General features: G+C 67.8%; 14 protein-coding genes. 9 read left to right on the top strand and 5 right to left on the bottom strand.

The genetic code is table 11. The annotated features are described in order from the left end of the window. The first annotated feature begins 468 nt into the window (after positions 1-468). Together IPF36_RS12750 and IPF36_RS12745 are read left to right on the top strand one after the other, a co-directional pair. The gene (locus tag IPF36_RS12750) at positions 469-816 is read left to right on the top strand and encodes a cytochrome c (protein WP_133097676.1); all 348 of its coding nucleotides are present in this window, start codon (positions 469-471) and stop codon (positions 814-816) included. Between the two features lie 10 nt (positions 817-826). Beyond that, positions 827-1,225, top strand: coding sequence for a c-type cytochrome (locus tag IPF36_RS12745; RefSeq protein ID WP_135704912.1), 399 nt, complete (start codon positions 827-829; stop codon positions 1,223-1,225). Positions 1,226-1,311: 86 nt separating this feature from the next. Here the strand turns inward: IPF36_RS12745 and IPF36_RS12740 are convergent, their stop codons facing one another. Next, positions 1,312-2,289, bottom strand: coding sequence for an FAD:protein FMN transferase (locus IPF36_RS12740; protein ID WP_133097691.1), 978 nt, complete (start codon positions 2,287-2,289; stop codon positions 1,312-1,314). Positions 2,290-2,615: 326 nt separating this feature from the next. On the opposite strand from IPF36_RS12740, the gene nosZ reads away from it, so the two are divergent. The 6 genes from nosZ to IPF36_RS12710 all read left to right on the top strand — a co-directional run bounded on the left by nosZ (position 2,616) and on the right by IPF36_RS12710 (position 10,787). Further along, on the top strand, positions 2,616-4,553 hold the full coding sequence (nosZ, locus tag IPF36_RS12735) for a TAT-dependent nitrous-oxide reductase (protein ID WP_195428090.1): 1,938 nt from the start codon (positions 2,616-2,618) through the stop codon (positions 4,551-4,553). A 68-nt stretch (positions 4,554-4,621) separates the two neighbouring features. Then, complete coding sequence (locus IPF36_RS12730; protein WP_195428088.1) at positions 4,622-7,231, top strand: NosR/NirI family protein; 2,610 nt, start codon at positions 4,622-4,624, stop codon at positions 7,229-7,231. After that, the gene (locus tag IPF36_RS12725) at positions 7,228-8,481 is read left to right on the top strand and encodes a nitrous oxide reductase family maturation protein NosD (RefSeq protein ID WP_195428086.1); all 1,254 of its coding nucleotides are present in this window, start codon (positions 7,228-7,230) and stop codon (positions 8,479-8,481) included. Before IPF36_RS12730 ends, IPF36_RS12725 begins: the two co-directional genes overlap by 4 nt. 1 nt (position 8,482) lies before the next feature. Continuing rightward, positions 8,483-9,418: an ABC transporter ATP-binding protein gene (locus IPF36_RS12720; RefSeq protein ID WP_195428085.1), complete on the top strand. Its 936-nt coding sequence runs from the start codon at positions 8,483-8,485 to the stop codon at positions 9,416-9,418. Then, entirely contained in the window at positions 9,415-10,254 is an 840-nt protein-coding gene (locus tag IPF36_RS12715; protein WP_195428084.1) for an ABC transporter permease, read from the top strand. The genes IPF36_RS12720 and IPF36_RS12715 overlap by 4 nt, the downstream gene beginning before the upstream one ends. Continuing rightward, positions 10,254-10,787 (top strand): nitrous oxide reductase accessory protein NosL, encoded by a 534-nt coding sequence (locus IPF36_RS12710; protein WP_133097682.1) that lies wholly within the window; start codon positions 10,254-10,256, stop codon positions 10,785-10,787. Before IPF36_RS12715 ends, IPF36_RS12710 begins: the two co-directional genes overlap by 1 nt. Before the next feature lie 34 nt (positions 10,788-10,821). Here the strand turns inward: IPF36_RS12710 and aroG are convergent, their stop codons facing one another. Beyond that, complete coding sequence (gene aroG, locus IPF36_RS12705) at positions 10,822-11,904, bottom strand: 3-deoxy-7-phosphoheptulonate synthase AroG (RefSeq protein ID WP_133097683.1); 1,083 nt, start codon at positions 11,902-11,904, stop codon at positions 10,822-10,824. Positions 11,905-12,371: 467 nt separating this feature from the next. On the opposite strand from aroG, the gene IPF36_RS12700 reads away from it, so the two are divergent. Continuing rightward, complete coding sequence (locus IPF36_RS12700) at positions 12,372-13,445, top strand: class I SAM-dependent methyltransferase (protein ID WP_195428083.1); 1,074 nt, start codon at positions 12,372-12,374, stop codon at positions 13,443-13,445. Between the two features lie 43 nt (positions 13,446-13,488). On the opposite strand, the gene tldD is transcribed toward IPF36_RS12700, so the two are convergent. The 3 genes from tldD to IPF36_RS12685 all read right to left on the bottom strand — a co-directional run bounded on the left by tldD (position 13,489) and on the right by IPF36_RS12685 (position 20,036). Further along, the gene (gene tldD, locus IPF36_RS12695) at positions 13,489-14,949 is read right to left on the bottom strand and encodes a metalloprotease TldD (RefSeq protein WP_135704917.1); all 1,461 of its coding nucleotides are present in this window, start codon (positions 14,947-14,949) and stop codon (positions 13,489-13,491) included. A 126-nt stretch (positions 14,950-15,075) separates the two neighbouring features. After that, positions 15,076-15,897: a carbon-nitrogen hydrolase family protein gene (locus IPF36_RS12690; protein ID WP_195428082.1), complete on the bottom strand. Its 822-nt coding sequence runs from the start codon at positions 15,895-15,897 to the stop codon at positions 15,076-15,078. 53 nt (positions 15,898-15,950) lie between these two features. Continuing rightward, positions 15,951-20,036 carry a YhdP family protein gene (locus IPF36_RS12685; protein ID WP_195428316.1) on the bottom strand — a complete coding sequence of 1,362 codons (4,086 nt, stop codon included), beginning with the start codon at positions 20,034-20,036 and terminating at the stop codon, positions 15,951-15,953. Between the last annotated feature and the right edge of the window lie 345 nt (positions 20,037-20,381).

Raw genomic sequence — 20,381 nt, 5'->3', positions numbered from 1 at the left:
CACGCGCGCTTTCATTATGGGCGGTATGGTTCGTCCGGGCCTGCCATCGAGCGTCTGCGAACGGTCGTGCGCTTTCCCGGAGTGGGCCAGTATAAAAGACCTTTGTGGTTCGTGTTGGGCGGGCCTGACAGGCGGCCTGCAACGAGGGGCGGTTGCTGGACTGCCAGGTGCCGCCTGCTGTACAATGCGCCGGTTTGACGCGCCCCCACGTCCAGTTCTCCAGTATCCGGCAGTCCGCGCTCAGAAGTCCCAGCGGCCCGCCCGGGTCGCGGCGATTGCGCGAGGTGGTTCCAGAATGTGTTCCACATCACGGCAATGATCCCGGATGCCGAATGTCTGGGCGGGTCTGGCGGGTTGCAACTCTTGCAACCCCACCGACAAGCCAGGCTTTCCCCCAGAAGCATTCTGAAACCGTCTCCGCCCGGCAGGGCAGGTCACGCACGGTTTAATTTCCAATCCGCAAAGACAATGAAAAAGCTCCTCACGATGGTGGTGCTGGGCGCGGCTGCAATGGGCGCGCAGGCACAGGAAGTCAAGGGCAATGGAGACGCTGCCAAGGACAAGGTTGCAATGTGCATCGGATGCCACGGCATTCCGGGCTACCGTGCGTCATTCCCCGAGATCTATGAAGTGCCGATGCTGGGCGGCCAGAGCGCCAAGTACATCGAAAACGCGCTGAAGGCGTACCAGAAGGGCGAGCGCAAGCACCCGACCATGCGCAGCATCGCGGCCACGCTGACCGAGCAGGAAATCGCCGACGTGGCGGCCTACTACTCGCAGCAGAAGCCGAATACCCAGAACAACGCCCTGAAGTAAGAGACCCATCATGAAGACGCTCAAGACGCTTTCGATCGCGCTCGGCGCACTCGTGCTGGGTGCCGCCGCACTGCCGGCTTCGGCCGCCGACCTCGCCAACGGCAAGGCGCTGGTGCAAAAGGGTGCCTGCGTGGCCTGCCACGGCGAGGGCCTGAACAAGCCGATCTCGCCCGACTATCCCAAGCTGGCCGGCCAGCATGCCGACTACCTGTACCACGCGATGGCGTCGTACCAGGTGTCGGGCAACGCGCTGGTGGGCCGCTCCAATGCGATCATGGCCGGCCAGGTCAACGCCAATCCGGCCGTGACCGGCAAGGATGGCAAGCCGCGTCCGTTCACGCGCAAGGAGTTGAAGGATATCGCTGCGTATATCGAGTCGCTGCCGGGCGACCTGGTGCTTAAGAAGTAAGCCATAGCGGCGACCGTCGCGCCGTTGCAGAGGAAAAGGCCGCCTTGGACAGGCGGTTTTTTCTTTGGGCGGCGCGCCCGCGCGGCCTACGCTGCCACACCTGCCAGCCGGCGGCGCATCCCTGCCGTAAGCCACGGCTCACCGTCGCCGACGACCAACGCATCGACGCCGGCCGCATCGAGCAGCAGGCCGGCCGCGGCGGACTTGCCAGCCACCATCAACGCGGCACCGAGTCCATTGACCGCCACAGCCGGTGAAGCCACCAGCGTCACGCCATGCGGACCCGACGCCGGCATGCCGGTGGCGGGGTCGAGCACGTGGTGGTAGCGCCTGCCGTTGGCGACGAAGCAGCGCTCATAGTCGCCCGATGACGCTACCACGGCGTCGGATACCTCCAGTACGCCCAGCAGCCGTGCCGGTGCGCGCGGATCGCGCACGCCCACGCGCCAGTCGCGCCCTTGCAGCTGGCCGCTCGCCAGCACATCGCCGCCGCCATTGATCATGGCATGATGCAATCCATGCCTGCGCAGTGCCTGCATGCCGGCCTGCAGGATCGGCAGCTTGGCGATGCCGCCCAGGTCCAGGCGCATGCCGGGGCGCAGCAGCATCGCTTCGCCCCGGCGTTCGTCGAGCATGACCTGCCGGTAGTCCACCAGCGTCCGTTCGCGTGCCAGCTCGGCGGAAGCCGGCACGCGTGCATTGCCTTCACCGAAGTGCCAGCCGGCAAAGGCGCCGACGGTGATGTCAAACGCGCCACCGGTGCGCGCCGACAGTGCTGCCGCCGCTTGGAGCACTGCCATCAGTTCCGGTGCGACCGGCACCGGCTGCCGGCCCGCTGCGCGCTGCAGCGCGCTGACCTGGCTGTCCGGCCGGTAGCGCGACATCAATTGCTCCAGGCGCGCCATTTCCGCAAAGGCGGCGGCGATGCCGGACCTTGCAGCCTGGTAAGAACTGTCCTGCACCACGATATCGACCTGCGTGCCCAGCAGGCGCCGCGATGCGCGCGTGACCGTGGCATCGGCCAACGCGGGCCTGACGAACATGGCGGTGGCAAGCATCGGCATGGTGGCCGCGGCGGCGCGCAGAACGTTGCGCCGCATGGCGTCGATGCGAGAGGAGGAAGACAGCGTTGCCGGCAGGGTCTTGGCGCGCATGACAGGGTGGGCGGCGCATGCCGCGTTAGTCGTTGACGTTGTGGTGTCGCCATTCTCCGGGCAGTCTTCAAAAAAACATGCATCAAAAATGAATATTTAAGATATCCATGACGACCGTCAACCTCGTTCACGCCAACTGCTTCGACTATCTGTAACCGGCAACATCAGGCCACCCACACAACGAAGAGAGCAGGCGGAGCCCTCCGCCCATTGCAATGACGGTTCGAGGATCGAAGATGACGAGGCATTCGCAACACCCACTGGCACACACCGATGCACCGGCGGCACCGGGACGAAGGCGCTTTATCAATACCGCGGCGCTGGCCGGGCTGGCCGGCGTGGCGGCGTGCACGGACAAGGGCGCCGCGCCCGCCGCGGCCACCGCGGCAAGCGCTGCCCAGGCAGGACATGGCGGCGCCCCTGCCGGCGTGTCGGTGCACCTGAAGCCGGGCGAGCTCGATACTTACTACGGCCTGTGGAGCGGCGGCCATGCGGGCGACGTGCGCGTGCTGGGCCTGCCCTCGGGGCGCGAGCTGCACCGCATCCCGTGCTTCGTGCCCGACGCGCTGACCGGCTGGGGCATCACCAATGAATCCAAGCGCGTGATGGGCACGCGCCCCGATGGCAACGTGCTGTACACCGTCGGCGACACGCACCACGTGCATGCCTCCTACAAGGACGGCAACTACGATGGCCGCTACGCGTGGATCAACGACAAGATCAACGCGCGGCTGGCGCGCATCCGGCTCGACTACTTTGTCTGCGACAAGATCACCGACCTGCCCAACGTGCAGGGCTTCCACGGCATTTTTCCGGACAAGCGCGACCCCGTCGACGCGAACATCAACTACACCACGCGCGTGTTCTGCGGCGCGGAGTTCGCCCTGCCGCTGCCCAATACGCCGACCGAGGACGCCGGCAAGTACCGCTCGCTGTTCACCTGTGTCGATGCGGAGACGATGGCGGTGCGCTGGCAGGTGCTGATCGACGGCAATTGCGACCTGGTCGCAACCTCGTACGACGGCAAGCTGGCTGCCACCAACCAGTACAACGTCGAGATGGGCGCGCGCTATGAAGACATGATGTCGGCCGAGCGCGATGCCTGCCTGTTCTTCAACATCGCCCGCATCGAGGCTGCGATCAAGGATGGGAAATTCAAGACCATCGGCGATTCGAAGGTGCCGGTGGTCGACGGCACGCACGCGGCCAACGCCGACCCGAAGACCGCGCTGACCACCTACGTCTCGGTGCCGAAGAACCCGCACGGCGTCAATGCCAGCCCGGACCAGAAGTACTTCATCTGCGCCGGCAAGCTGTCGCCGACCGGCACCGTGATCGAACTGGCGAAGGTGCTGGACTGGTTCGACGGCAAGCTGGAGACGCCCGACGATGCCATCGTCGCCGAGGTCGAGCTGGGCCTGGGGCCGCTGCATACCGCCTTCGACGGGCGCGGCAATGCCTACACCACGCTGTTCCTCGACAGCCAGATCGTCAAGTGGAATATCGACGCGGCGATCCGCTTCCACAAGGGCGACAAGAACGCCAAGTACGTGGTCGACCGGCTCGACGTGCAGTACCAGCCCGGCCACCTGAACGCCTCCCAGTCCGAAACCGTCGCCGCCGACGGCAAGTTCCTGGCAGTGGGCTGCAAGTTCTCCAAGGATCGTTTCCTGCCGGTGGGGCCGCTGCATGCCGAGAACGAGCAGCTGATCGATATCTCGGGCGACAAGATGGTGCTGCTGGCGGACCACCCGGTGCACAGCGAGCCGCACGATTTCATCATCTTCCGTCGCGAGTTGCTGCGGCCGAAGCAGGTCTATGCGCTGGATGATTTCCCGCTGGCGGTGAAGGATCCGCAGCAGTCGGGCGTGTTCCGCAACGGCAGGAAGGTGACGGTGAAGATCACGTCGCAGGCGCCGGTGTTCTCGCTGCGCGAAATCAAGTTGAAGAAGGGCGACGAGGTCACGCTGATCCTGACCAACCTGGACAAGATCGAAGACCTGACGCACGGGTTTGCCATCCCCAAATACAACATCAACTTCATCGTCAATCCGCTCGAGACCGCGTCGGTAACCTTTGTCGCGGACAAGCCGGGCGTGTTCTGGTGCTACTGCACCCACTTCTGCCACGCGCTGCATCTTGAGATGCGCAGCCGCATGATCGTCGAGGCCTGAGACGGCATGCGTGGATGACCTGGCGCGGTGCCCGCTGCTGCGCCGGTCGTCCCTTGCCCCCAATTCCCATGATCCACGCAATTCTCGAACGGCTTGCGGCGGGCTTCGCCGTGTGCCTGCTGGCGCTTGGCTTTGCCGTGCCGGCGCACGCCGGCGCTTACGAGGCGGCCTTGCCGCCGGAACTGTCCACCGCGGCGGACCTGTGCGCGCTGGTGTCCTGCACCGAAGTGCTGCCCGGCGCCACCAGCTTCTCTCCGCGCAAGGGACAACCGCCCTACGTCGAAGGCTATCGCACTGGCGCGGACGGCAAGCGCGAGGTGATCGGGTACGTGATGTTGTCCACCGACATCACCGATACGCCAGCGTATTCCGGCAAGCCGGTGGTGACGCTGATCGGCATGGATACGCGAGGGCAGTACACCGGAGTCAGGGTGCTGAAGCATTCCGAGCCGATCCTGCTGCTGGGCATCCCGGAATCGGCGCTGCTCGATTTCAACCAGCAGTACGTCGGCAAATCGGTTGCCGACAAGATCGAGGTCGGGCAGTCGCGGCCGGACGAAGGCGTGGTCGGTGTCGATGCGATTTCCGGCGCCACCGTGACGGTGATCGCGCAGAACCAGGTGCTGACCACGTCGGGCGCGGCAGTGGCGCGGCAGGTCGGCATCCTGGCGCCGGCGAAGCGGGCACCGGCGCGGTTCGCCGAAAGCGGAAAACAATATGGCTGGCAGCAACTGGTGGCCGGCGGACTGGTGCAGCGGCTGCTCGTGCAGCCGGCGCAGGTCGGGCTGCCCGGCAGCGGCGAGCCCTTTATCGAACTGTGGTTTGGCGATCTCAATCATCCCGACATCGGCCGCAGCGTGCTGGGCGATGCCGGCTGGCAGGGGCTGCGCGCGCAGCTAAAGCCCGGCGAGCACGCCATTTTCGTGGTCCGCACCCGGGGGGCGGAATCGTTCAAGGGCTCGGGCTTCGTGCGCGGCGGCATCTACGATCGCGTGCAGGTGCGCCAGGGTGCCGACGCGTTCACCTTCCGCGACCTGGACTACCTCAACCTCTACGGCGTCGCGGCGGAGGGCGCGCCGGCGGTGACGGAGTCGGCGATCTTCGTGATCCGGTCGCCGGCGTTTTCCGCGGCGTATCCGTGGAAGCTGTCATTCCTCGGCAATCGCGTCGACCGCGCCACCGGCACGCGCAGCTTCGCCAGCTTCGATGCGCCATACTGGCTGCCGGCAGCGATGCTGCAGGGCGGCCGGCCGCAGCTCGACGAACCCGAGGCGCCGTGGCGCAAGGTCTGGCGCAAGCAGGCCACCGCAATTGGCCTGTTCATCGCGCTGCTCGGCGCGGTCACGCTGGTCTACGCACTGCGCGACCGCCTGACGCGGCGCGCTACACACAAGAACAAATGGCCGGTCAATGCGTTCAAATACACCGCCTGGGCGCTCAGCATTGTCTTTGTCGGCTTCGGCGCGATGGCGCAGCCATCGATCACGCAGGTGCTGACGTGGTTCCATGCACTGCTGCTGCGCTGGGACTGGGCGTTGTTCCTCAGCGATCCCTTTATCTTCTGCTTCTGGATCTTCATTATCATCACCGTGTTGCTGTTCGGGCGCGGGCTGTTCTGCGGCTGGCTGTGCCCGTTCGGCTCGCTGTCCGAGGCGATCTACAAGCTGGGCCGTTTCCAGGGCCTGAAGCGATGGCAGCGGCAGTTGCCGCGCCGCTGGCATGACCGGCTCAAGTGGGTCAAGTACGGCGTGTTCTTCGGGCTGCTGGCGGTGTCGGTGTTTTCGATGGCGCTGGCCGAGATGCTGGCGGAGATCGAGCCGTTCAAGACGACCTTCCTGGTCGGCATCCCGAACCGCGCGTGGCCCTACGGGCTGTTCGCCTGCACGCTGCTGGGACTGTCGCTGTTCATTGAACGGCCTTACTGCAAGTACCTGTGCCCGCTCGGCGCCGCACTGGCAATGCCCAGCACGTTCCGCTGGTTTGGCCTGCGGCGCAAGCCCGACTGCAACCACTGCAAGGCATGCGCGGTGGGCTGCGGCGCGCAGGCGATCGATGCCGATGGCCGCATCGACCATCGCGAATGCCTGCATTGCCTCGACTGCATGGTGCTCTATACCGATACGCGCGGCTGCCCGCCGCTGGCGCGCGAGCGCAAGCGGCGCGAACGCGACGGGCTGCCGCTGACGCCGGTGGGACGCAACGGGTATTTCATCCCGCTGGTGCCGGTGCCGGCTGAAGCGGCGCAGCCGTCGGGCCCGGATCCGCGCATGCCGACGGACCCGGTGGCGCCCCCCTACGCGGTAACGGCCGGCGTCGCGCGCTGGGTCGCCGAGCTGTGGGACCACTTGTGTCCATGGAGCGGGCAGGGCTGGCGCACCGCTGCCGCACTGCAGCTGGCGGGCCTCGCGGTGGCGCTGGCCGCAACCGTTGCGTGGGCACTGGCGGCCAGCGGACAGATGCGCGCCGGCGCGGTGATCGGCTGGTGGCTGGGCTGGAGCCTCTATGAAGTTCTGATCCGCCTGTCCGGCAAGCGCTATGTCAAGGATGGCCCGTGGTGGCGCGGCCGTTACCGGCGCGCAACTGTGATGGACATGCTTAGCTATGTCGGCTTCAAGAACCTGCTGGTCGGTGCGTTGCTGTTCCTGGCGCTGAAGGCGATGGGGATGCTGGCCGCATGAAGCTGCTGCCTGGTATCGTGCTCCTATGGATAAGCTGCGCGCAGGCCGCGACCTGGCGCGTGCAGCCCGGCCAGTCGCTGCAGGCAGCGATCGATGCCGCCGGCGCGGGGGACACCATCGAGATCGCGCGCGGCCACTACACCGGCAACTTCGTCATCGACAAGCCGCTGGTGCTGCGCGGCATCGCGCGGCCCACGCTCGGCGGCGCGCTGCGCGGCGATACGCTGCGCATCACGGCGCCGGACGTGACCGTCGAAGGCCTGATCGTGCGCGACTCCGGCGACAGCCTGAAGGACCAGAACGCCGGCATCTATATCCGCCCCGGCGCGCACCGCGCCGTGGTGCGCCATTGCGACCTGACCTACAACCTGTTCGGGCTGTGGATCGAGAAGGCCGACGATGTCCGCATCGAACGCAACACCATCACCGGCAAGCGCGACTACAACTCGGCGCAGCGCGGCAACGGCGTGCAGCTCTACAACACGCGCGGCGCACGCATCCTCGACAACAACATCAGCTTCGTGCGCGATGCACTCTATGTCGATGTCTCGCACCACGCCATCTTTCGCGGCAACCGGCTGCACCACAGCCGCTACGGCACCCATTACATGAACTCGTACCACAACCTGTGGGAAGGCAACGACAGCTACCGCAACCGCGGCGGGCTGGCGCTGATGGAGGTGCGCGACCAGGTCGTGCGCAACAACCGCACCTGGGGCAATGCCGACCACGGCATCATGCTGCGCACGCTGCAGGACTCGGTGATCGAAGGCAATGTAGTCGCCGGCAACCAGCGCGGCTTCTTTATCTACGACGTCGAGTACGCGACGCTGCGCGGCAACCTGGTGCTGGGCAATGCGATCGGCGTGCACCTGTCGGCCGGCTCGACGCGCAACGTGGTGCAGGGCAACGATTTCATCGGCAACCGCGAGCCGGTGCGCTACGTGGGCGCGCGCGACGAGCCGTGGGGCGGGCGCGGACAGGGCAACTACTGGAGCGGCTACCTGGGCTGGGACCGCGACGGCGATGGCGTGGGTGACGTGCCATACCAGGCCAATGACCTCGTCGACCGGCTCGGCTGGCACTACCCCGGGGTGACGCTGCTGCTGGGCAGTCCGGCGCTGCAGGCGCTGCGGCTGGCGGCACGGCAGTTCCCGGTGATCCGGGCGCCGGGCGTGGTCGATGCCTATCCGCGGATGCGCCCGGTGCGCGCCAACTGGAGGGACTGGGATGCTCAGACCGGCAACTGAAATGATCACGGATGCCATTGCGCTGACCGGCGTCAGCCGGCACTTCGGCTCGCTGCGCGCCGTGGACGATGTCAGCCTCAGCGTGGGGCAGGGCGAACTGATCGGGCTGATCGGGCATAACGGCGCGGGCAAGAGCACGCTGTTCAGGATGATGCTGGGGCTGTTGCCGCCCACGCATGGCACCTTGCGCGTCGCCGGTGCCGACGTGGGCAGCCGCGCCTTTCGCGCCGCGCGGCGCGGCATCGGCTACCTGCCCGAGCATCTGGTGCTGTATGACAACCTGAGCGGGCTCGAAACGCTGCGCTTCTTCGCGCGCCTGAAGGGCGTGAACGCGGATGCCTGCGCGCCGATGCTCGACCAGGTCGGCCTGTCCGCCGCCGCCGCACGGCCGGTGCGCGAGTATTCGAAAGGGATGCGCCAACGGCTCGGTTTCGCGCAGGCGCTGCTCGGCGCACCGCGCGTGCTGTTTCTCGACGAACCGACCAACGGGCTGGACCCGGCGGCAATCCGCGACTTCTACCGGATGCTCGACGCGCTGCGCGAGCGCGGCGTGACCATCGTCATCACCTCGCACATCCTGGCCGAGCTGCAGCAGCGCATCGACCGCTTCGCCATTCTTGCCGGCGGCCGCTTGCAGGCCACCGGCAGCCTGGAGGCGCTGCGCGCGCAGGCGGGGCTGCCGCTGACACTGCGGTTGCGCCTCGAGCCGGGCGCGCGCGAGCACGCGCTGCGCCTGCTGCGGACGCAAGCGTACGGCATGATCGAAGTGGTGGACGAGATGGAGGAAGGGCCGGATGAACTGACCGTGCGCTGTCCCGTTGCCGCCAAGATGCCGATGCTCGCCGCATTGCAGCCGCTTGCGGGCCGCCTGCGTGACCTGCAGATCCGCGAGCCCTCGCTCGAAGACCTGTTCCTCGGCATGCGGGGGCAAGCATGAGCGCGCGCATCGATGCAAGGCAGGTGGCAGCGATCGCCGCCAAGGAATTCCGCGACCGCATGCGCAACCGCTGGGTGCTGGCCGTGGCCGTCGTCTTCACCGCGCTGTCGGTGGCGATCGGCTATTTCGGCGGCGCCGAGCAGGGTGTGCTCGGACCGCGTTCGCTGGAGTTCGTCATCACCAGCCTGGCGAGCCTGGTGATCTACCTGGTGCCGATGATCGCGCTGCTGCTCGGCTTCGATGCCGTGGTGGGCGAGCGCGAGCGCGGCTCGCTGGACCTGTTGCTGTCGTTGCCGCTGACGCGCGGCGAGCTGTTGCTCGGCAAGTACCTCGGGCTGGCCGCCGCATTGCTGCTTGCCACCGCCGGCGGCTTTGCCTTGATGGCGCTACTGCTGGCGCGCCAGTTCGGCTGGGCCGGCCTGTACCACTACCTCGGCTTTGTCGCCAGCGCCGGGCTGCTCGGCCTGGCGTTCCTGAGCCTGGCGCTATGGCTGTCGGTGCTGTCGCGCGACCGCGCGCAGGCATCGGGCCTGGCGATCGGCCTGTGGTTCTTTTTCGTGCTGGTGTTCGACCTGCTGCTGCTCGGGCTGCTGGTCGCCGGCGCGGGCGAGGGCGGCGCCAGCGGGTCCGGCATCGATTGGATCGCGTGGCTGCTGCTGCTGAACCCCGCGGACCTGTTCCGCATCGTCAATGCCTTTTCACTCGACCAGTTGCGCAGCGCCGGCGGCGTTGCCAGCATCGTGCCGCCGGCGCTGGCCAGCCCCTGGCCCACCGGCGCGGCGCTGCTGGCGTGGATTGCCGTGCCGCTGGTCCTTGCTGCCAGGAGATTCCGCTGATGTGTTCCCCATCCTCTTTGCGCCGCCGCCACCTGATGCTTGCCATGGCCGGCGCCACGGTCCTCGTTGCCGCCTGCGGCAAGAAGCCGGAAGGCACCGCGCAGCCGCAGGAAATCGAATCCGCCACCGCCTGCGTGCTGGATGGCATGCTGCTGGCCGACTATCCCGGCCCCAAGGCGCAGATCTTCTACGCCGGCGACGCGCGCCCGCAGTGGTTTTGCGACACAGTGGAAATGTTCCACGCACTGCTGCGGCCCGAGCAGGTCAGGCCGGTGCGCGCGGTGTTCGTGCAGGACATGGCGCGGGCTGACTGGGAACGGCCGCGCGGCCACTGGTTCGATGCCACCACCGGCGTGTATGTCGCCGGCAGCGGGCGCCACGGATCGATGGGGCCGACGCTGGCGAGCTTCCGCGCCGAGAGCGATGCCAGCGCCTTTATCGCCCGCCATGGCGGCAGGCTGCGGCGCTACGCCGAGGTGACGCCGGAACTGGCGGACCTCGGCGGCGGCGCCATGCACGACAGCCGGATGTAGCCGGCGGTCATGCGAGGCGCGCGCCTCTGATGGCTCAGTTGCCGCTGCCCGGCACCAGGCGGCGCTGGCGCACCGACTCCGCCAGGCCTTCCAGCACCTTGACCGATTCATCCCAGCCGATGCACGCATCGGTGACCGACTGGCCGTAGGTCAGGTTTTCCACCGGCGTGCCTTGCACGTGGTCCTGGCGGCCCGCCACCAGGTGCGATTCGACCATCACGCCGATGATGCGCTGGTCGCCGCCGGCGATCTGGCGGCCGATGTCTTCGCACACGGGGATCTGGTTCTCATGCTTCTTGCTGCTGTTGGCATGCGAGGCGTCGATCATCAGGCGCGAGGCCAGCCCGGCCTTGGCGATGGCGTCGCACGCTTCCTGCACGCTGGCGGCATCGTAGTTGGGCGCCTTGCCGCCGCGCAGGATCACGTGGCAGTCCTCGTTGCCCGAGGTCGACACGATCGCAGAGTGGCCGCCCTTGGTCACCGACAGGAAATGGTGCGGTTGCGACGCGGCCTTGATCGCGTCCACCGCGATCTTGACGTTGCCGTCGGTGCCGTTCTTGAAGCCCACCGGGCACGACAGTCCGGAGGCCAGCTCGCGGTGCACCTGCGACTCGGTGGTGCGCGCGCCGATCGCGCCCCAGCTGACCAGGTCGGCGATATATTGCGGGCTGATCATGTCGAGGTACTCGGTGCCGGTCGGCACGCCCAGCTCGCTGATGTTCAGCAGCAGCTCGCGCGCGGTGCGCAGGCCGTCGTTGATCTTGAAGCTGCCGTCCATGTGCGGGTCGTTGATCAGGCCCTTCCAGCCCACCGTGGTGCGCGGCTTCTCGAAGTAGACGCGCATCACCACTTCCAGCTCGTTGGCGAAGCGGTCGCGCTGCACCTTGAGCAGCTTGGCGTATTCCAGCGCGGCGCGGGTATCGTGGATCGAGCACGGGCCGATGATGACGATGAGCCGGTCATCCATGCCATGCAGGATGCGGTGCATGGCCTGGCGCGCGCCGTAGATCACGTCCGAAGCCGCTTCTGAGCAGCCAAATTCGCGGATCAGGTGCGCCGGCGGCAGCAGCTCCTTGAGTTCGCGAATGCGCAGGTCGTCGGTGTTCTTCAGCATGATGGCTCCGTGAATCTTGTGAGGTCGTGAGAGTGGGGAAGCAATGGGGTATAAAAAAACCGCCAGGGTCGCTGGCGGTTTTTTTTGTATTCGGGGCGCTTACAGCCGTCCCTCCCTATCCGCCAGCGGTGTGAGATCGCTAAAGAAGTAAAAGTAAAACTTAGCGGACATGGCGGAAAAGGATGTTGGCTGAGGTCAGCTTGATTCGATTTTGTGGATAGGCGCTGGATTCATGCTGCACTGCGTGGCAGAAAGGCAGAAAATTGCGCGCCGGTCGACAATTGTTCGGCGTGCCTTGGTTGCCTGCGGCGCGACGAAGCATCTTTATAGCGCCTTTTGCCGGGGTTGGCAAGTGTCCGCGGCGCCGCGTGCGGCACCGCACGGTAGCTGTCGTGGCGCGCCGCTTCCTGCTGTATCGCCTGAGGCCGCCGCCTATATTGAACGGGAGGGAGCGCACGGGGAGGTGCATCATGAGCGTCGACGAGGCGAGGCTGAATGCCTTCATGGAGAAGTTCGTCCACGATATCGGCGCGGTGATGCACGCCGCCACCGTGGTGGTCGGCGATGAACTGGGCCTGTACAAGGCCATGGCGGAAAAGCCGATGACCGCCGATATGCTGGCGCAAAAAACCCGTACCGACGTGCGTTACCTGCGCGAATGGCTGTCGGCCCAGGCCGCCAGCGGCTACGTCGACTACGATCCCGACAGCGCGGAATTCAGCCTGAACGAAGAGCAGGCCTTTGCACTGGCGCAAGAGGGCAGCACGGCGTTCATTCCAGGCGCGTTCCAGATAGCGGTGGCGCAGTTCCGCGCTATCCCGAAGATGATCGACATCTTCCGCAACGGGCGCGGGCTGGGCTGGCATGAACACGACCCGGCGCTGTTCCACGGCACCGAGCGCTTTTTCCGGCCGGGCTATTCCGCGCACCTGGTCTCGGAATGGATCCCCGCGCTCGACGGCATCGAGGCGCGGCTCAGGCGCGGGGCCAGCGTGGCCGATGTGGGTTGCGGCCATGGCGCGTCGACCATCATCCTGGCGCAGGCCTATCCGGCCTCGCGTTTTGTCGGCTTTGACTACCACGAGCCTTCGGTACGCCATGCCACCGAGGCCGCGCGGCGCGCCGGTGTGGGCGACCGCGTGCGCTTCGAAGTGGCCAGCGCCAAGGACTACGCCGGCAAGGACTACGACCTGGTGGCGGTGTTCGACTGCCTGCACGACATGGGCGACCCCGTGGGCGCGGCACGGCACGTGCGCGAGACGCTGCGGCCGGACGGCGCATGGATGATCGTCGAACCGTTCGCCAACGACAAGCTGGAAGACAACCTCAATCCCGTCGGGCGCGTGTTCTATTCCGCCTCCACGTTCATCTGCACGCCGGCGTCGCGCTCGCAGGAAGTGGGGCTGTGCCTGGGGGCGCAGGCAGGCGAGGCGCGCATGCGCGGCGTGGCCGAGCAGGCCGGCTTCGGCAGCTTCCGCAGGGCGGCGCAGACGCCGTTCAACCTGGTGTACGAGGCGCGGCCGTTCACCCCCGACACACCATGAAAAACGGGACCCGCGGGTCCCGTTTCGTTGTGGCGATGCGGCGTCAGGCCGTGCCGCCCACCGTCATATTTTCGATCCGCAGCGTCGGCTGGCCCACGCCCACCGGCACGCTCTGGCCTTCCTTGCCGCAGACGCCAACGCCGGAATCCAGGCGCATGTCGTTGCCGATCATGGTCACGTCTTTCAGCGATTCGGGGCCGTTGCCGACCAGCGTCGCGCCCTTGACCGGGTACGTGATCTTGCCATCCTCGATCATGTACGCCTCGCTCGCCGAGAACACGAACTTGCCGTTGGTGATATCGACCTGGCCTCCGCCGAAGTTGACCGCATACAAGCCCTTCTTGACGCTGGCGATGATTTCCTGCGGGTCCCTGTCGCCGTTGAGCATGTAGGTGTTGGTCATGCGCGGCATCGGCAGCGCGGCATAGCTTTCGCGGCGCGCGTTGCCGGTGACCGGCATCTTCATCAGGCGCGCGTTGAGCGTGTCCTGCATATAGCAGCGCAGGATGCCGTCCTCGATCAGCGTGGTGCACTGGGTCGGGTTGCCTTCGTCGTCCAGGTTGAGCGAGCCGCGGCGGTTGGCCAGCGTGCCGTCGTCAACCACCGTCACGCCCTTGGCCGCGACGCGTTCGCCCATGCGGCCGGAAAATGCCGACGAGCCCTTGCGGTTGAAGTCGCCTTCCAGGCCATGGCCGACCGCCTCATGCAGCAGCACGCCGGGCCAGCCCGGGCCCAGCACGACGGTCATGGCACCGGCCGGGGCGGGGCGGGCGTCAAGGTTGACCAGCGCCGACGACACGGCTTCCTCCACGTACTTCTGCAGCAGGTCGTCAGTGAAATAGCCATAGGCATAGCGGCCGCCGCCGCCCGACGAGCCGATCTCGCGGCGCCCGCCCTGTTCGGCGATCACTGTCACCGACACGCGCACCAGCGGGCGCACGTCGGCGGCGATCACGCCGTCGCTGCGCGCCACCAGCACCACGTCGTACTCGCCGGCCAGGCCTGCCATCACCTGCACCACGCGCGGGTCCTTGGCGCGCGCCATGCGTTCGATGCGCTCGAGCAGCGCCACCTTTTCGGCGGCGGTCATCGAATCGAGCGGGTCGTTGGGCGCGTACAGGTTGCGGCCCGCGTGCGAGGCCAGTTCACCCGCCACCTTGACGCGGCCGTTGCCGGCGCGGCCGATGGTGCGCGTGGCGGCAGCCGCCTGCGACAGCGCGGCCAGGCTGATGTCGTCCGAATAGGCAAAGGCGGTCTTGTCGCCCGACACGGCGCGCACGCCCACGCCCTGGTCGATGCTGAAGCTGCCCGACTTGACGATGCCTTCTTCCAGGCTCCAGGCCTCGTTGCGGGTGTACTGGAAGTACAGGTCGGCGTAGTCGACCTTGTGCGTGAAGATATCGGCCAGCACGCGCTGCAGCTTGGCCTCGTCCAGGCCGTATGGCGCCAGCAGCAGTTGCTGCGCGGTGGCCAGGTTGCGGATTCCGAGATCGCCGGCGTTCATGAGATGTCCTTTCTTCTGTTTGCCGCCCCGGCAAGCCATGGAATTGCCGGTGGCATGAAATACCTGGTGCGGGTGCCGGATGAGATCAAATGCGCGATCACATGCGGCCCCGCGGTTGCGTACATGCTACAGCACCCGGTGACGCAATGCCGGCAGGTTTTGCCGGACCTCTTCGAGCCGCGCGGGGTCGATGGTGCCGGCCACCACGCCTTCGCCTTCGGGCAGCATGGCCAGCACTTCACCCCACGGGTCGACCAGCATCGAATGGCCCCAGGTGCGGCGGCCGTTCTCATGCTTGCCACCCTGTGCGGCGGCCAGCACATAGCACTGGTTTTCAATGGCCCGTGCGCGCAGCAGGATTTCCCAGTGCGCCTGGCCGGTGGTGTAGGTGAAGGCGGCCGGCATCAGGATCAGGCTGGTGCCCGCGCCGGACGCCAGCCCGCGGTACAGCTCGGGAAAGCGCAGGTCGTAGCACACCGACATGGCCACGCGGCCGCACGGTGCATCGAAGCTGACCGGGGTGCGGCCGGCCAGGATGGTGCGCGATTCGTCATAGCTTTCGGCTCCGCGCGTGAAGCCGAACAGGTGGATCTTGTCGTACCGCGCCACGCGTTCGCCGCGCGGGTCGAAGGCGAGCGAGGTGTTGTACACGCGCTCCGGGTCGTCGCACCACATCGGCAGCGTGCCGCCCACCAGCCAGATGCCATGGTGGCGCGCGGCGCCGGCCAGGAACTGCTGGACCGGGCCATCGCCGTCGTGCTCGCGCACCGCCACCTTGTCCGCTTCGGAGCGGCCCATCATGCAGAAGTATTCGGGCAGCAGCACCAGCTGCGCGCCGCCGGCTGCGGCCTCGGCGATCAGCGCCTCGGCGCGCGCGAGGTTGGCATCGAGCGAAGTGCCGGTAACGGTCTGCACGGCGGCCACGCGGAACGGGGCGGGGGCGGTCATGGGCGTTGGTTTCCTCTTTGGACTCTCTTGAGTTCTCTCGGACGGCAGCGGCTTCAGTGCGGGAGCGCGGGCTCGGCGCGGTTCTGGAAGCGGGGGGCTTGCATATCATTCTCCTCCACTTTGCCGATCTGCGGGTTGGCCCAGCTGCCGGTGATGCGGTAGTGCTGGGTGAATACCTTGGAGAACTCGTCGGCAAACAGCAGTTGCGCGGCGAGCGTGCCGATGCCCAGCACCGGGTTGATAAAGGCCGCCGCCACCGAGGTCGAGGTGGCATTGATGCGCGGCACCACCTCCACGCGCAGGTCCTGGGTCTCGCGCAGCAGGTTGGCGGTGCCGCTCATGCTGGCGATGATCTGCGGGCTCTTGAGTTCGAAATCCTGGATGGTGCCGACCCCGTTCTCGATCGTGCCAGAGCCCGAAATGCGGTCGAACAGCAGTCCGCGCCCCGACAGGCTGCGGAAGTCCAGCGTGGCAAAGCGCAGCAGCCCCTGCAGGCTGAGCACGCCCAGCAGCCGCGCCGCGCCCGGTTCGACGCTCAGGATCTGGCCATTCTCCAGGTCGAGCGACAGCTTGCCGGACAACGTCGGGTAGTCGATCGACAGCGGCGAGCCGCGCCAGGCCACGCGGCCTTCCAGCTTGCCCTTGCCGTCGCGCAGCGTGTGCGGCAGCCCCAGGCGGTCGAGCGTGGCGCCGGCGTCGCCGATGTCGATGACGAACGACAGCAGGGTGCGGCGCTCGGTACTGCCGTCGGCGCGCAGCCGGCGCGGCACGCGCCAGCTGCCGTGGCCGGTCAGCGTGGCATCGGGCTGTTCGATCCTTAGCTTGTCCAGGGTCCAGACCGGGTCGGTGCCGCTGGTGCCGGTATGCGCCTTGACCTCCAGCTTGCCGAAGTCGTGGCCGCGCAGCATGAACTGCTCGGCGACCAGGTCGATGGCGGGCAGTTCGTCGATGCTGCTGGCGAGGGCGTCGACCACGTTCTGCTCGTCGCTGGGGTCGGGCACGTTCAGGCGCGACAGTCGCAATTGCAGCGCGCCCGTGGCATTGGCGCCAGCGGTACCGGCGGCCGGCTGCCACTGCACTGCGCCGGCGATCTGGCGCGATTCGATCCTGGCATTCCAGCCGTCGCGCTCGCGCGTGGCGTCGAGCGCGACGTCGTCGAGCGTGCGGCCCATGCCATGGAGCGTGCCGGCGCGCAGCGCAATGCGCCCGGGCAGGAAGGGCGAGGGGCGCCCGCCGTCGCCCGTGGAGGCCGTTCCGGCAAAGGCCGCGCGCCAGGCGTCTATGTCGAGCCGGTCGAAGGTCGCCGCGGCGCTGACGCCGGCCATCGGCGCGGGCGCCGCCTGTTGCACGCCAATGCCACCGGCGACGACTTCGATGCCATTGCCGCCGTTCTGGTCGCGGCGCAACAGGTAGCGTGCGTTGAGGGCGTTGCCCAGCTGCAGCGCCAGTTCGTCGATGCCGGCGCGGCCGGGCGCGGGGCGCAGCTCGACGCGCAGCGGCAGGTCGTGCGCCGCCGCCTTGGCCAGCGGTGCCGGCAATCCGATCGCCATGCCGTTGAGCGATGAATTCAACTGCACCTGCAGCTCCTGTTCGCGCATCGCGATCACGGTGTTGTAGCCGGTGCTGCCTTCCAGCCTGGCCGCCAGCGGCGCCAGTGCCGAGCCTGCCGCGGCCTCGCGCAGGCCCGCGGCCGAGACGGTGCCGCTCGCGGTGACGCGCGTGCCCCCTTCCGGCTGGGTGCCGCCGCCGAGCTTGACTTCGCCGCCCAGGAAGCGCGCGCGCAGGTTCTCCAGCCCGAACCCGTGCTCGTTGAACGTGATGTCGCCGCTGGCATTGCCGAATGCCGGCAGCTGCGGGCTGAGCACCACGTCGTTGCCGGGGAAGCGGAAACGGCCCTCCACCTTGGCCGCGTTGGCGTGCTCCAGCGGCATGTCGAGCCTGAGCCTGAGTTCGCCGTTGCCATGCGCGCGTGCCGCGTCGGCCACGCGCGCGGTCCATTCGCGCACCGGCGAGGCGGCGATATAGCGCAGGAAGCCCTGCACCGGCCCGCTGGCACCGCCGTCGATGGCGAGGCGGCCATGCTCGCTGAGGTCGTCGATGCGGCCGTTGACGTCCTGCAGCACCACGCCCGGGATGTCGTGCACCGAGGCGCGCCGTGCCAGGAAGGTCATGCCGCCGCGGTCAAATGTGACCTGTCCGGCGATGTCGGTGAACACCGGCCACAGCGGCGCGCCCCCCGCGCCAGTCTCGTGCGGTGCAATCTGGTAGCTGACGCGCTCGATCGGCACGTCGACGCGGAACTCGCCCGCCTTCTCGAACGGCGCGTGGAACGGGAAATGCTCCAGGTCGCCCCTGAGCACGAAGCTGACGCCGGCCGCGTCGCCGCTCATCAGCGCGCCCGCGAGGTAGTGCCGCGTGCCCGCCGGGATGGTCTGCGGCAGGTAGCGCGGCACGCGCGCGACCTGGGCGCGGGTCATCTCGCCGCTCAGGTCGGCGATGCCGGAGGTGCCGTCGCCACCGGCGCGCCAGGTGCCGCGCACCGAGCCCGCCGCATCCGCGTTGGCAAAGCGGATGCCGTCCAGCGTCACCACCAGCTTGCCGCCGGCATGGTGCCAGCGCACGTCGCCGCCGATCTGGTCGAACGGCACGCGCGGCTCCTCGAACAGCCCGGGCATCACCAGCGATGCGTTATTGCCTTCGAAGCGCGCACTGCCTTGCTGGTCGTCGAACGAGAACGTGCCCGACAGGTGCGAGAAACCGGGCGTGCCCAGCCGCGGACGGCCCTTGGTATCCAGGGCCGGCACGGCCGCCTGGCCGTTGACCGAGACGTCGCGCAGCGTGCCCTGCAGGCTGTAGTGGGGCTTGCCACCGCTGCGGTCGAGCATGCCCGCGCGCTCGCGGCTCCAGCTGACGTTGAGGTTGTCGATGTGCCCGGCCGGCTGCAGCGCGCGCAGCCGGCGCAGCACCGCGGTCTCCAGCGGCATCGAGCTGGCCAGCGCGCGCACCGTGTTCAGGTCCAGCGTGGGCGCCTTCAGCGTGAACTTGCGCAGGTTGCCGTCCTTGGCATAAGCCCAGCCGAGCTCGACCTTGCGCATGCCTTCGCGCCAGCTGGCGTCGGCCGGAGCCGCCTGGCCGCTGGCAGGCTGCGGCTGCGGCTGCCACAGCAGCGTGTCGACGGTGAGCAGGTTGCTGCCGTCGCGTTCGGTCCGGTGCAGCAAAAAGGCCTGCGCATTGGCCAGCCGCAGCGGGGCGGCGGCGCCGGCCAGCTGCAGGTCGACGCTGCTGGCGCGCAGACGGGTCTGGCTGCGCACGATGCGGCCCTGGCGGAATTCGATGCTGCCGTCGGTGCTGAAGGTGCCGCTGGCCACGCCCTCGAACATGGCCAGGTAGCGCTGCAGCACCGGCAATTCCAGCTGGGCCACGTCCCAGCTGGCCTGGCCGCTCCAGTAGCGCCAGTTGCCGGCGCTGTGCAGGTAATCGTTGCTGAAGGTGGACTTGACCACCAGCGGGCGCGGGCCCAGCGCCGGCGAGCGCGCTTCCAGCGTCACGGTATGGCGCGAGCCGTCGCGGCGGGTGTCGAGGAGGATTTCGCCGATATCGAGCTGCGGCAGGCCTGCCTTCTCGTCGAGCCAGCGCAGCCTGCCGTCGGACAGCGACACGCGGCCCTGCGACATCAGCCAGCCCAGGAAGCGGTCGTCTTCCTGCTGGCCGCCGGTGGCATCGACCTGCATGCCGCCGACCAGCAGCTTGCCCTCGGGCGTGCGGCGCACCAGGATGTCGGTGCCGGTGGCGCCCAGGCTGACGAACTGCAGGCCCATGCTGAACAGCGAGCGCCACGACAGCTTGCCGTCTAGCGTGGCGGTCGCAAGCAGCACGCGCTTGCCATTGTCCACGGCGCGCAGGTCGCGGGCGCGGAAGGCGGGGTGCCAGCCGTCCCAGTAGGTATCGAGCGCGCCGATGGTGACCTGTGCCGACAGCGCGAGCGAGCCGCGTTCCTCCAGCCATTCGCGCGCGGCCGATGCCTGCGGCCATAGCACGAAGCGGATCAGCAGGCCCGCCACCAGCGCCAGCACGCCCAGCACCAGCGCCAGCCGTACCAGCGCGCGTCCCAGGCCGCGCCAGAACGGGTGGCGCACCATGCGAACGACCGCGCGCGCACCGGCGCCGGCGAGGCCGCGCAGCCGCGCAAGGCCCGACGCGGGGCGCGTCAGGGCAGGGGAATCGATACCTGTAGCAGCCAAGGAATGAGCGGGTGGTGGCGAAGCGGGGTTGTTCGCGGCGTTGTCAGCGGATTTGTTGGCGGAACTGGTAGCGGAGCTTTTGACGGTGTCGTTGGCCGGAGCCGGCAGCGTAGCGGCGGCCATATGCCCGCCCGCGCCGCCATTGGGGGGAGCACCGTCAGCGGGTTGTGGGGCGCGGCTGGACATGCGCAGATTATCCGACAATACTAGCCGCTCTCCAATCTGGTGCCCGGCCGGCTACAA

Source organism: Cupriavidus sp. IK-TO18 (genome assembly GCF_015549295.1).
GTDB classification, from domain to species: Bacteria; Pseudomonadota; Gammaproteobacteria; order Burkholderiales; family Burkholderiaceae; genus Cupriavidus; species Cupriavidus oxalaticus_A.
This window is presented reverse-complemented; position numbering and strand designations above follow the sequence as displayed.